Annotated in this window: 12 protein-coding genes; 8 read left to right on the plus strand and 4 right to left on the minus strand. The window is 61.6% G+C overall.

Annotation, left to right across the window (positions count from 1 at the left end):
- Nucleotides 1-4 precede the first annotated feature (4 nt).
- Both A0W34_RS09075 and dctA read right to left on the minus strand, forming a co-directional pair.
- A complete protein-coding gene (locus tag A0W34_RS09075; RefSeq protein ID WP_063892130.1) occupies nucleotides 5-877 on the minus strand; it encodes a glycosyltransferase in 873 nt (290 codons plus the stop codon).
- 533 nt (nucleotides 878-1410) lie between these two features.
- On the minus strand, nucleotides 1411-2808 hold the full coding sequence (gene dctA, locus A0W34_RS09080) for a C4-dicarboxylate transporter DctA (protein ID WP_058227527.1): 1398 nt from the start codon (nucleotides 2806-2808) through the stop codon (nucleotides 1411-1413).
- 188 nt (nucleotides 2809-2996) lie between these two features.
- On the opposite strand from dctA, the gene A0W34_RS09085 reads away from it, so the two are divergent.
- Nucleotides 2997-3257: a GlsB/YeaQ/YmgE family stress response membrane protein gene (locus A0W34_RS09085; protein ID WP_003942027.1), complete on the plus strand. Its 261-nt coding sequence runs from the start codon at nucleotides 2997-2999 to the stop codon at nucleotides 3255-3257.
- A gap of 158 nt (nucleotides 3258-3415) precedes the next feature.
- On the opposite strand, the gene A0W34_RS09090 is transcribed toward A0W34_RS09085, so the two are convergent.
- Both A0W34_RS09090 and A0W34_RS09095 read right to left on the minus strand, forming a co-directional pair.
- Complete coding sequence (locus A0W34_RS09090; protein WP_019744227.1) at nucleotides 3416-4162, minus strand: GTP pyrophosphokinase; 747 nt, start codon at nucleotides 4160-4162, stop codon at nucleotides 3416-3418.
- Between the two features lie 48 nt (nucleotides 4163-4210).
- Nucleotides 4211-4810, minus strand: coding sequence for an SACE_7040 family transcriptional regulator (locus tag A0W34_RS09095; protein WP_003941968.1), 600 nt, complete (start codon nucleotides 4808-4810; stop codon nucleotides 4211-4213).
- 98 nt (nucleotides 4811-4908) lie between these two features.
- On the opposite strand from A0W34_RS09095, the gene A0W34_RS09100 reads away from it, so the two are divergent.
- Genes A0W34_RS09100 through A0W34_RS09130 form a run of 7 tightly spaced genes read left to right on the plus strand, consistent with a single transcriptional unit; the run spans nucleotide 4909 to nucleotide 12421 of the window.
- On the plus strand, nucleotides 4909-6498 hold the full coding sequence (locus tag A0W34_RS09100) for a carboxyl transferase domain-containing protein (RefSeq protein WP_042453308.1): 1590 nt from the start codon (nucleotides 4909-4911) through the stop codon (nucleotides 6496-6498).
- A gap of 5 nt (nucleotides 6499-6503) precedes the next feature.
- A complete protein-coding gene (locus A0W34_RS09105; RefSeq protein WP_081558771.1) occupies nucleotides 6504-8543 on the plus strand; it encodes an acetyl-CoA carboxylase biotin carboxylase subunit in 2040 nt (679 codons plus the stop codon).
- On the plus strand, nucleotides 8543-9706 hold the full coding sequence (locus A0W34_RS09110) for an acyl-CoA dehydrogenase family protein (RefSeq protein WP_007730190.1): 1164 nt from the start codon (nucleotides 8543-8545) through the stop codon (nucleotides 9704-9706). The genes A0W34_RS09105 and A0W34_RS09110 overlap by 1 nt, the downstream gene beginning before the upstream one ends.
- Nucleotides 9703-10191: a MaoC family dehydratase gene (locus tag A0W34_RS09115; protein ID WP_081557578.1), complete on the plus strand. Its 489-nt coding sequence runs from the start codon at nucleotides 9703-9705 to the stop codon at nucleotides 10189-10191. Before A0W34_RS09110 ends, A0W34_RS09115 begins: the two co-directional genes overlap by 4 nt.
- Nucleotides 10188-11015, plus strand: a complete 828-nt coding sequence (locus A0W34_RS09120) for an HpcH/HpaI aldolase/citrate lyase family protein (protein WP_081557579.1) — start codon at nucleotides 10188-10190, stop codon at nucleotides 11013-11015. Before A0W34_RS09115 ends, A0W34_RS09120 begins: the two co-directional genes overlap by 4 nt.
- A 3-nt stretch (nucleotides 11016-11018) precedes the next feature.
- Nucleotides 11019-11774, plus strand: coding sequence for a CoA transferase subunit A (locus A0W34_RS09125; RefSeq protein ID WP_007730192.1), 756 nt, complete (start codon nucleotides 11019-11021; stop codon nucleotides 11772-11774).
- Between the two features lie 41 nt (nucleotides 11775-11815).
- Nucleotides 11816-12421, plus strand: coding sequence for a 3-oxoacid CoA-transferase subunit B (locus A0W34_RS09130; protein WP_198035706.1), 606 nt, complete (start codon nucleotides 11816-11818; stop codon nucleotides 12419-12421).
- Nucleotides 12422-12878 lie beyond the last annotated feature (457 nt).

A 12878-nucleotide genomic window follows, 5' to 3' on the forward strand; every position in this document is an offset into this window, starting at 1 on the left:
TGGGTTACTGGTGAACTGGCATGATTCGACCTTTCGACATGCCGAACAAGCGCCTGAACTCCAGGCGCTCCTGCTCGAAGTTGTAGATGCGGTAGACGGGCCACACGAGCGCGTGGAGCATCGAGTCGCCCCAGATGGTCAGTTTGAGGCGCCAATTCATGATGTTGTGAAGGTGCAGAACCGATTCGGATGCTTGGTTGTACTTCAGGTACTCCAACGGAGGGGTTTCACCGCGTCGACCGGACGTTTCTGCTCGCATGTCGGCGATCTGACCGATCGTCATCCCTTCCTCCCGAAGGCACAGTGAAAGGTCGATATCTTCGTGGATGTCCGGCCGGTCACTGACTTGCTCGCGGACCGACAACCATGCGCTTTTTCTGATCGCCATGTTCGCTCCGGCGACAGCGAGTACTTGACGTTCGCAATCGAACTTCCCCTGTTTCACCTGCCTGTCCAGTGCGTAGCGGTGGATTCGAGCAAACGGCGATTCGAAGAGGTAGGTGAGTCCGGCAACCGCTGAATGAGCGGTGCTGCGTTGGAAGAAACCCTTGACCGCATCTGCCCATCCCGGTTGTACCCGTGTGTCCGCGTCGATACGACCGATGATGTTGCCGGTCGAGGCGTCGAAGCCCGCGTTCCGGGCGTGTACGACGCCTTGGCGGGCCTCGAAGACATATCTGACTTTGTCGTACTTCTCGGCGAACTCCTGGATGATCGATGCAGTACCGTCCGTCGAGTTGTTGTCGACAATCAGAATCTCATCGATTTCCGACTGGGTCAGTAGACGCTCGATGCAGCCGGAAACCGCGTTCTCTTCGTTGAATACCGGAACAACCACCGAAAGTCGATTAGTGGACAAGTGTTCAATATCCTGCATGGATGCGGTCACTGTATTCCTTTGCTGGGCAATCGGGTCCAGTCCTTCGCAAAGGTTACGATAGCAATAGGTGACCATTCGGACAATTTGAACCGAGGGCCATATGATCGATCCCGCAACAGCTTATTGCGGGAAACTATCAGCATAAGTGCAGCTGGCATGGCATAAATGCATGCAGAATAAGCCTTTCGGAACTGATTGATTTTTACCCACTCGAGTCTATTCGTCGGTCGAACACCGGACTTTAGTCCTTCTAATTTCGGCAAATACAATGCTGCCCGTTCGCTGAATTGTGAATCGCCACTGCGGCAACCGCCGGGCAATATCTGGATGTCGCAAGTTGCTTTTCAGTGAAGTGGAGTCGGTGCAGCGCAAGTGTCGTATTTGTAGATTCAACGGACCCCTGACGGCAAGGTTGTCGCCATCTGCAAATATTTGCTTTTGTAGCTGTCGGTCTGGATTTTCCAGTGAAGTCTGCCCCCCGCGACTCTTCAGCACCGATTTCCGATGTGCAAACAGCAGCCGGCACCTACCTATCGGGTCAGGATGCTTTCGGTTTCGGGTGCCGGAACGGTTTTCCCCGCGATCGGATCGACTTCCTCGAGCGGTGGAACGTCTTCTCCGTCGAGCACTCGGCGCATGCGCTCCTTGTCGAGCTGCCCCTCCCAATTGGCGACCACGAAGGTTGCGACACAGTTCCCGAGCAGGTTCACCGACACCCGCATCGAATCCATGATTCGATCGGCGCCCAGTAGGAGAGCGACTGCGGCGACGGGAATTGCGCCGTGACCGATTGCGGCCACGGTGGCCGACAGCGCCAGGAATGACGATCCCGGCACGCCGGCCATTCCCTTCGAGGTGAGCATCAGAACCAGGACGGCAGTGATCTGTTCACCGAGTGTCAGGTCCACGCCGAGTGCCTGCGCCAGAAACAGCATGCAGATCGACAGGTACAGCGTTGCGCCGTCGAGATTGAACGAGTAGCCGGTAGGCACCACCAATCCTGTTGTAGTGCGCGAGCATCCGGCGTTGGTGAGCTTGACCATGATTCGGGGCAGAACTACTTCGGTCGACGCCGTTCCCAAAGCGAGGAAGAGTTCGTCCTTGATGTACTTGACGAATTTCCACAGGTTCACGCCCGCGAAGTACCTGACTATCGCGGCCAGGATGAGGATGAACAGGACGGCGGCGAGATAGCATGCGGCGATCAGCTTTCCGTAACTTCCGAGCGAAGCGATCCCGTACTGACCGACGATGTACGCCATCGCGCCCAAAGCGCCCAACGGCGCCAGTCTCATGATCCAGCCGATGATCGTGAAGAACAGATGGCTCAGACGATCGACGAGTTCGAACACGATCGGTGGTCCACTCTCACCCGCCTTGGCCAATGCGAGCCCGAACAGTACGGCGAAGAAGAGGACTTGGAGGAGTGCGTTCTCGGCGAAGGCCGAAACTATCGACACCGGAATGATATTGAGCAGGAATTCGACGGTGTGGGGAAGTTCGCCACTTCCGGTCTTGGCTGCCACGGCGTCCGCACCGTTCGACAGCGTCTCCGGATCGATGTCGAATCCCGCACCCGGCTTCATCAGATTTCCGATGAGCAGCCCGAACAACAGGGCGAAGGTGGTCACGACCTCGAAGTAGATGAGTGCTTTGACGCCGATACGCCCCACGGCCTTCAGATCCCCGACGTGGGCGATCCCGATCACAACGGTGCAGAAGATGATCGGCGCGATCAGCATTTTGATCAGCTTGATGAACCCGTCGGCGAGGGGCTTGAGGTTCGCGCCGAATTCCGGCCACAACCAGCCGATGAGAACACCGATGACGATAGCGGCGATCAATTGCACGAACAGTGATCGGTACCAGGGCGGCTTGTTGGCGAGTCGCGCGAGCTCGCTGTTCGGCAGTTTTACGGAAGTTGGCATGGATGGGAACGGTAGGTCCGCTTGATTGCGAAAAAATAACTCGCGAATGTCGTGGATGTAACGCGTCGAGGTTGCATCTCGGACAACAATTCGGTCAACAAGCGACAGTTGTGTGTGACTGTGGTTATTGTTTCCCTGAGCGGTGATCTTCCGTCCGCGTGCATGCACGACGTGTGAGAGGGGCTGTCATGGGGCAAATTATCGGAACCATCATTTTCGGCGCAGTCATCGGAATCCTGGCTCGTCTCGTACTGCCAGGTAAGCAGCAGTACGGCATGATCGTGACCGTCGTGCTGGGTATCGCCGGAGCGCTTATCGGGTACTGGGTCTGGGGAGCGATCTCGGACAAGGGCGACACGGGTGGAATCGACTGGATCCGCTGGATCATCAGCATCGCCGCGGCGGCCGTGCTCTCGATCGGCTACAGCGCCGTCACGGGCAAGAAATAGCAAGCCGACCCAATTCGAGAAGTGCGCCCTCCCGAAGTTCGGGAGGGCGCACTTCTTTTTGTTTGCCCTAGTTGTCCGACCCCAGTTGTGAGCGAACGGCACTTTCGTCGCCTCAGATGCGCCGAAAGGCGCGTTCGCTCAGGGGAGGGGGACCGAATTCAGAGCGCCCGTCGCTGAAGATGCAGCGCCTCGAGGAACTGCGCCGGCAGATCCTGCTCGAGGATTTCGTCGTCAGGATGCGGTAGCGCTTTGATTTTGGCGAACTCGTCGTTGAGTCGTTCCATCTTGACGTCGAGGCGGTGTGCCGCGGCAGCAGCCTCGGTGAGTTCGTCGAGGAGTTCGACGGGAACCTCGCGGTTGTACTTGTAATAGATCTTGTGCTCGAGGCTCGCCCAGAAATCCATTGCGATCGTGCGGATCTGAAGTTCGATCGGTACGTGCCTGACGCGGTCACTCATGAAAACCGGGACCTCGACGATCAAGTGCAAGCTCTTGTAGCCGTTGGGTTTCGGATCGGCGATGTAGTCCTCGCGCTCGATCACCCGAAGGTCCGTCTGGCTGGTGAGCATCTCGGCGATTCGGTACGTGTCGGAAATGAAGCTGCAGGTGATACGTACTCCAGCGATGTCGAAGATGTTCTTCGAGATGTCGTCGATCGTGAGCGGGATGTTCAGGCGTTGAGCCTTACGCAGGATGCTGTCCGGCGACTTGACCCGTGACGTGACGTGTTCGATGGGGCTGTACTGATTGATGTGAGTGAACTCGTCCTTGAGGATGTTCACCTTGGTCATAAGTTCGGAGATTCCGAATTGGTACAACATCATGAAGCGGGAGAACTCGGTCCGCAGTTCGGCGAAATCGGCCCTGCTGACCCCACTGCTGTCTTCCACGTTCGGCACCCTCATCTGTTAGCTGGTGTAACCAGTCTGCCACCGATTGTGCCGTGTCCGGTTTCAGTGGGTGCGCAGTGCGGCGAGCGTCATATCCCGCAGGACTCGACGCGCGCGTGCCGGCGAAGCGGGGTTGGCGCTGTGAGGGGTCGAGTTGATCAGACCGAAGGTGGCATGCGCTTTGATTCGTGCGTCCGCCTGATCGAGTTGGGGATCGAGTTGCTCGAGCACCCCGACCCAGACCTCGACGTACTTGCGCTGCGTCTGGCGTACCTGTCGACGCGCGTCGGCCGGCAAGCTTTCGAGGTCGCGGTCCTGGATGCGGATCAGGTCCGGCTCGCCCAGTGCGAAGTCGAGGTGGAACTCCACCAGTGCGTCGAGAGCAGCGCTCGGTGAGTCCGCTGCCTCCGCTGCCGCAGAGCCGCCTTCGTGCAGGCGCGTGCTGATGCCGACGAGAAGTTCCACGAGGACGGCGTCCTTGTTCGGAAAGTGCCGGTACACGGCCGGGCCGCTGATGCCGACGGCCGCGCCGAGGTCTTCGAGTCGCACACTCACGAATCCGCGTTCGGCGATCAACCGTGCGGCGGCGTCCAAGAGCTGACGTCGACGGTCGGCCTTCATCTGATCGCGTCGCGTCGGAGCTGCTACCTGCTCAGAGGTCATTCTCTCGATCTTTCTTCGCTTGTGTTCTGGACAACTCAGTTAATCATAGTTAATCTAGTTTCAGTTATCGAGCATTAACTCATGGCGAAGGCGGCGGGATGACTCCCAGTGGAATCACGCAAGGATCGGGCTACCGGTCCGATCACACCGTTCTGGTGGACGAACTGAAGAAGAAACTGGCGCAAGCAGCGCTGGGTGGCAACGAGCGCTCTCGCGAGCGTCACGTGAGCAGAGGGAAGTTGCTGCCGCGAGATCGCGTCGACTCGCTGCTCGACCAGGGCAGCCCGTTCCTCGAGCTGTCCCCACTGGCGGCCAACGGCCTGTACGACGACGAGTGCCCGGGCGCCGGCGTCATCACCGGTATCGGACGTGTGTCGGGCCGCGAGTGCGTCATCGTTGCCAACGACGCGACGGTCAAGGGCGGCACGTACTACCCGATGACGGTGAAGAAGCACCTGCGCGCGCAGGAAGTTGCGCTGCAGAACAACCTTCCCTGCATCTACCTCGTCGATTCTGGTGGCGCCTTCCTGCCGCGCCAGGACGAGGTCTTCCCGGACCGCGAGCACTTCGGCCGGATCTTCTACAACCAGGCGACCATGAGCGCCAAGGGGATTCCCCAGATCGCCGCAGTTCTCGGTTCGTGCACCGCGGGCGGCGCCTACGTGCCCGCGATGAGCGACGAAGCAGTGATCGTCCGCAACCAGGGCACCATCTTCCTCGGCGGCCCGCCGCTGGTGAAGGCGGCCACCGGTGAGATCGTGACGGCCGAAGAGCTCGGCGGCGGCGACCTGCACTCCAAGGTTTCCGGCGTCACCGACCACCTGGCCGAGGACGACCGCGACGCACTTCGGATCGTGCGCAACATCATTGCCACGCTCGGCCCCCGCTCCGAGCGCCCGTGGGACGTCATCTCCACGGTTCCGCCCGTCGCCGATCAGAGCGAGCTGTACGACGTCGTTCCGACTGATCCCCGTACTCCGTACGACGTGCACGAGGTCATCACCAAGCTCGTCGACGGTGGCGCGTTCCAGGAGTTCAAGGCTGAATACGGCAAGACGCTCGTCACCGGTTTCGCGCACATCGAGGGCCACCCGGTCGGCATCATCGCCAACAACGGCGTGCTCTTCGGCGAATCCGCCATGAAGGGAGCACATTTCATCGAACTGTGTGACAAGCGCAGTGTGCCGCTGCTGTTCCTGCAGAACATCGCAGGCTTCATGGTAGGACGCGACTATGAGGCCGGCGGCATCGCCAAGCACGGCGCCAAGATGGTCACGGCAGTCGCGTGTGCACGGGTCCCCAAGCTGACAGTCGTCATCGGCGGCTCGTACGGCGCCGGCAACTACTCCATGTGTGGACGCGCGTATTCACCTCGCTTCCTGTGGATGTGGCCGAACGCGCGCATCTCGGTCATGGGCGGCGAGCAGGCCGCGTCGGTGCTCTCGACGGTTCGTAGTGACCAGCTCGACAGCGCGGGTAATCCGTGGTCGGCCGAGGACGAAGAATCCTTCAAGGCGCCGATCCGCGAGCAGTACGAGGCTCAGGGCAATCCGTACTACTCCACTGCGCGGCTGTGGGATGACGGTGTCATCGATCCCGCAGATACCAGAACTGTTCTCGGCCTGGCCCTTTCGGTGTGCGCGAACGCGCCGATCGAGCCGGTCTCCTACGGCGTCTTCCGGATGTGAGCGAAATGACTGAGTTGCGCACTATCGATACTGTTCTCGTGGCCAACCGCGGTGAGATCGCGGTTCGCGTGATCCGCACGTTGCGTGAGTTGGGAATTCGCAGCGTCGCCGTCTACAGCGACGCCGACGCGAATGCTCGCCACGTCCGCGAGGCCGACACTGCCGTCAACATCGGACCGGCCGCGGCGCGTGAAAGCTACCTCGTCATCGACAAGGTCATCGACGCTGCCAAGTCCACCGGTGCTCAGGGTATTCACCCCGGTTACGGCTTCCTGTCGGAGAACTCGGCGTTCTCGGCTGCCTGTGCGGCTGCCGGAATCGCCTTCCTCGGCCCCTCCGAGCACGCCATCGAGGTGATGGGTGACAAGATCACCGCGAAGAACGCCGTTGCCGCGTTCGACGTACCGGTGGTCCCGGGTATCGCTCGCCCCAATCTGACCGACGAAGAACTGATCGCAGCGGCCGAGGACATCGGCTACCCGGTGTTGGTCAAGCCTTCGGCCGGCGGAGGCGGCAAGGGAATGCGTCTGGTCGAGGATCCGGCCAATCTGGCCGAGGCTCTTCGCAGTGCCCGCCGTGAGGCCGCGTCGTCGTTCGGCGACGACACCCTGTTCCTCGAGCGATTCGTCCTGCGGCCCCGGCACATCGAGGTCCAGGTTCTCGCCGACCAGCACGGCAACGTCGTTCACCTCGGTGAGCGCGAATGCAGCCTGCAGCGGCGTCATCAGAAGGTCATCGAAGAGGCTCCCTCGCCGCTGCTCGATCAGGTGACCCGTGACCGGATCGGCGCGGCAGCGTGCAACACCGCTCGAAGCGTCGATTACACCGGCGCCGGCACCGTGGAGTTCATCGTCTCCGCCGACAAGCCGGACGAGTTCTTCTTCATGGAGATGAACACCCGCCTCCAGGTCGAGCATCCCGTCACCGAAATGGTGACCGGACTGGATCTGGTCGAATGGCAGGTCCGTGTGGCAGCAGGGGAGAAGTTGGCCTTCTCCCAGAGTGACATCACGCTGACCGGGCACGCCATCGAAGCTCGTGTGTACGCGGAGGATCCGGGCCGTGGATTCCTGCCGACCGGCGGCAGCGTCGTCGATCTGGTCGAGCCGTCAGGTTCCGGCGTGCGCGTCGATTCCGGACTGCTCGCGGGCACCGTCGTCGGCAGTGACTACGACCCGATGCTCAGCAAGGTCATCGCCCACGCTCCCGACCGCGCGGGCGCACTGCGCAAGCTCGATCGCGCACTCGGTGACACCGCAGTGCTCGGAGTCGTGACCAACATCGAATTCGCACGGTTCCTCCTCGCTGATCCGGATGTGATCGCGGGCAACCTCGACACCGGTCTGCTCGATCGTCGCGTCGAAGACTTTGTCGCAGCCGACGCCTCCGACGAGGTTCTCATTGCTGCCGCGGCGTATCGCTGGCTCTCGCGATGGACAACTTCGGAATCCGTTGATCCCTGGGACGTCCCGAGTGGGTGGCGCGTCGGAACTCCCGCTCCGACCAGCATCAGGCTCGCCGCCGGCACCCGAACGTCGCACGTTGCGATCGTCGGCGTTCCCGCGGATGCAAAGGTCGAGGTCGAAGGTTCACAGCCGCGCGCATTCAGCGCGACCCTGACGGGATCCGAACTGGCGGTGGTGATCGACGGACGCCGACGCACGTTTGTCGTCGCCGAGACCGATGGTGGTCTGTGGCTGGCAGGCGGCGGAACCTGGCACGTGCGCGAGGTTGCCGAAGTCAGCGTTCGCGGTGAGGACAAGCATGCCGGTGACGCCGAAATCGCCAGCCCCATGCCCGGTGCCGTCATCGCAGTCAACGTCGAGAACGGCGCGGCAGTGAGCGCGGGACAACCACTCGTCGTGGTCGAGGCCATGAAGATGGAGCACTCCTTGACGTCCCCGATCGACGGGATCGTGGAAGTGCTTGTCCGTCAGGGCGATCAGGTGATGGTGGATCAGGTTCTGGCCCGCGTGGTACCTGTCGCGGACGAAGAGACTGCAGAAGTAAAGACCGAGAACACGACGCAGAAGGAAGACGCCTGATGTCCGATTACCTTGCCACCGGAGCGCTTCCGGACGAATACCAGCAGCTCGCCAAGACGGTTGCGGATTTCGCGAAGACCGTAGTGGCACCGGTTGCTGCCGAGCACGACGCCAACCACACCTTCCCGTACGAGGTAGTGGCCGGGATGGCCGACATGGGACTGTTCGGCCTGCCGTTTCCCGAGGAGTACGGCGGAATGGGCGGCGACTACTTCGCACTCTGCCTGGCGCTCGAAGAGCTGGGCAAGGTCGACCAGAGCGTCGCGATCACTCTCGAAGCTGGTGTGTCCCTTGGTGCCATGCCGATCTACCGTTTCGGTAACGAGGCACAGAAGCAGGAGTGGCTTCCGCAGCTCACCAGCGGCAAGTCGTTGGCTGCCTTCGGCCTGACCGAACCCGGTGCGGGTAGCGACGCCGGCGGCACCAAGACCACCGCGAAGTTCGACAGCGGTGAGTGGATCATCAACGGCAACAAGCAGTTCATCACCAACTCGGGCACCGACATCACCAAGCTCGTGACGGTCACCGCGGTCACGGGTGTCAAGGACGGCGGCAAGAAGGAGATCTCGACGATCCTCGTGCCGACCACGACGCCCGGCTTCACGGCCGAACCGGCGTACAACAAAGTCGGTTGGAACGCATCCGACACCCATCCGCTCACGTTCGCCGATGTTCGTGTCCCCGAAGAGAATCTGCTCGGTGAGCGCGGCCGCGGCTACGCGAACTTCCTGCGCATCCTCGACGAAGGCCGCATCGCCATCTCCGCGTTGAGCGTCGGTGCCGCCCAGGGCTGCGTCGACGAGTCGATCAAGTACGCCAAGGAGCGCGAGGCGTTCGGTCGCCCCATCGGACACAACCAGGCCATCGCGTTCAAGATCGCGCGTATGGAGGCTCGTGCCCACGTCGCACGTACCGCGTACTACGACGCGGCCGCACTCATGTTGTCGGGCAAGCCGTTCAAGAAGCAGGCGTCCATCGCCAAGCTGATTTCCTCCGAAGCTGCCATGGACAACGCCCGTGACGCCACGCAGATTCACGGCGGATACGGCTTCATGAACGAGTACGCCGTCGCGCGCCACTACCGTGACAGCAAGATCCTCGAAATCGGTGAGGGAACGACCGAGGTGCAGTTGATGCTCATCGCTCGTGAGGCAGGGCTGTGACGAACCCCAAGAAGATCACTCAGCGCGGGCTCTGGTTCGAGGAGTTCGAGGTCGGCGCGATCTACGAGCATCGCCCAGGCCGGACGGTGACCGAGGCTGACAACGTCCTGTTCACGACTTTGACGATGAACACGCAGGCGTTGCATCTCGATGCCGCGTACAGCGAGGACACTCAATTCGGTGTGCGGCTGGTCAATTCGATGTTCACCCTGTCGACCATCGTCGGCCTGTCCGTCGCGCAGTTGACGCAGGGCACCATCGTGGCGAACCTCGGTTTCTCCGAGATCAGCTTCCCGAAGCCGCTCTTTCACGGCGACACCTTGTATGCCGAGACGCTCATCGCGGATAAGCGCGAATCGAAGAGCCGTCCAGGTGAAGGCATCGTGACGCTCGTGCACACCGGGCGTAACCAGCACGGTGACGTCGTCGCACTGGCCACGCGCAAGACACTGGTGCAACTGCGTCCGGCAGGGGTGTCCTCATGACGTGGACGCCGCCGGGGCCGGCGTGGTTGTTCTGCCCGGCGGATCGTCCCGAGCGCTATGCGAAGGCCGCGGCTGTTGCCGACGTCGTGATCCTCGATCTCGAAGACGGTGTGGCTCCGGCCGACAAGGAAGCCGCACGTGCAGCCCTGATCGACACGCCTCTCGATCCGGAGCGGACGGTCGTGCGCGTCAATCCGGTCGGTACACCTGATCACGAACTCGATCTGATCGCGCTGGACGGCTCACACTATTCGCGTCTCATGCTGTCCAAGTGCGAATCGGCCGAGGACGTCCTCTCGCTCGCACCGGCGGACGTGGTTGCGCTCGTCGAGTCCCCGCGAGGAGCCCTCGCCGTGGCCGACATCGCGCTTGCTGCGAACGCCATCGGTGTCATGTGGGGAGCCGAGGATCTTGTGGCCGGTCTCGGCGGTAATTCGAGCAGGCACCCGAACGGTTCGTACCGCGACGTTGCCAAGCACGTCCGATCGACGTCTCTCCTGGCCGCGAAGAGCTACGGCCGGTTGGCTGTCGATTCCGTGTACCTCGACATCAAGGACCTCGTCGGCCTGGGCGTCGAGTCCGCTGATGCCGTCGCAGTCGGCTTCGACGTGAAGGTTGCGATCCATCCGAGTCAGGTCGAGGTCATCCGCGGGGCCTTCGCACCTTCGGAAAAAGAGATCGACTGGGCCACACGAGTGCTTGCCGCGGTGTCTACTGAACGTGGTGTGTTCGCGTTCGAGGGCAAGATGGTCGACGCTCCCGTTCTCCGTCACGCCGAGAAGCTTCTTCACCGAGCCGGAATCTTTCAGCAGAAGGAGAACTAACGGATGAGCAAAGTCGTGAATACGGCAGCTGAGGCAGTTGCCGACATCGCGAGCGGATCCAGGCTCGCAGTGGGCGGCTTCGGGCTGTGCGGTATTCCCGACGCACTGATCGCGGCGATCGCCGACGGCGACGCCACCGATCTCGAGGTGTTCTCCAACAACTGCGGTGTCGACGACTACGGTCTCGGCATTCTGCTCGGCGCGCACCGGATCGCCAGGGTGACGGCGTCGTACGTGGGGGAGAACAAGGAGTTCGCGCGCCAGTATCTCGCCGGTGAGCTCGAAGTGGAGTTGACGCCGCAGGGGACGCTGGCCGAGCGGCTGCGAGCTGGCGGTACCGGCATCCCGGCGTTCTACACTCCGGCCGGCGTCGGCACCCCGATCGCCGAGGGCGGCTTGCCGTGGCGATACAACCCGGACGGTTCGATCGCCGTGGCGTCGCCACCGAAGGCGACGGCAGTGTTCGGTGGCCGCACGTATGTATTGGAAGAGGCGATCACCGCTGACTTCGCGCTCGTGCACGCGGACTACGGCGACACCGAAGGAAATCTCGTCTTCAACAAGACGGCGATGAACTTCAACCCGCTTGCTGCCATGGCCGGCCGGATCACCATCGCGCAGGTGGAGAACCTCGTCGAGCCGGGCGACATCGACCCCGCACACGTGCACCTACCTGGTGTGTTCGTCGCGCGGGTCGTGCACACAGGCCCACAGGAGAAGCGGATCGAGAAGCGGACCGTCTCAGGAGGTACCAAGTGAGCAGCGCAGAGGAAACTCGTATCGGTTGGACCCGCCACGAGATGGCCGCTCGCGCTGCTGCCGAGATGCGGCCGGGTGAGTACGTCAACCTCGGCATCGGCCTGCCGACGCTGATCCCCAGTTACCTGCCCGAGGGTGTCAAAGTGGTCCTGCACAGCGAGAACGGCATCCTCGGTACCGGACCGTATCCGACCGATAATCAGGTCGATGCCGACCTCATCAATGCCGGTAAAGAAACCGTCACCGTCAAACCTGGTGCCGCGTTCTTCGACTCGGCCCTCTCGTTCGGGATGATCCGCGGTGGTCACATCGACACCGCGGTGCTCGGCGGGATGCAGGTATCGAAGACCGGTGACCTTGCCAACTGGATGGTGCCGGGCAAGATGGTCAAGGGCATGGGTGGGGCGATGGACCTGGTCCATGGAGCCCGCCGCGTCATCGTCGTGATGGAGCACACCGACCGCGACGGCAATCCCAAGATCGTCGAGGCCTGCACGCTGCCGCTTACCGGTCAGAGCGTCGTCAACCGGATCATCACCGACCTGGCAGTGCTCGACGTCACCGCGGACGGGCTGCAGCTTGTGGAGCTAGCTCCAGGGGTCAGCAGCGAGCACCTGAAGAGTGTGACTGGTGTGGGCTTTTCCTGAAGCTTCGTACCGTAAATCGAAGAACGCGCCGATCGCTGGTCGGCGCGTTCTTTCGTCGGTCTGTCGGCGAGTACCGATAGTCTCGATCAGCGACTGTCGAATCTTGTTCGAGCTCAGACACCCAGTACCTGGCGGCCCTGTAAATTGTCCGAGGTGACTGATGTGGGTTGGGGTGTAGATCGTCGGTTGCAATTGATTGTCCCAGGGGGAGAGGTGTCGCGCGCCGCGTCTGAACGGTGCGTTTCGGCAATGCGATCGGGGGGTAGATGAGCTGGGCGATTTGTAACGAATTGCAACAAAACCATCGATACACCGGGGTATGGATTTCTCTTGTCACCTATGTATCGGAGACAATGGGTGGTTCTGGCTCGTCGAGGTTGGATGAGGTCGGTAGCTGCTGCGAATCGGACGTTCGGCTCGCACGGGTGCGCAATGGTGTGGAAGAGAGGCTGTGGGC

Source organism: Rhodococcus sp. BH4 (genome assembly GCF_002079265.1).
In the GTDB taxonomy this organism is placed as follows: Bacteria; Actinomycetota; Actinomycetes; order Mycobacteriales; family Mycobacteriaceae; genus Rhodococcus_F; species Rhodococcus_F qingshengii.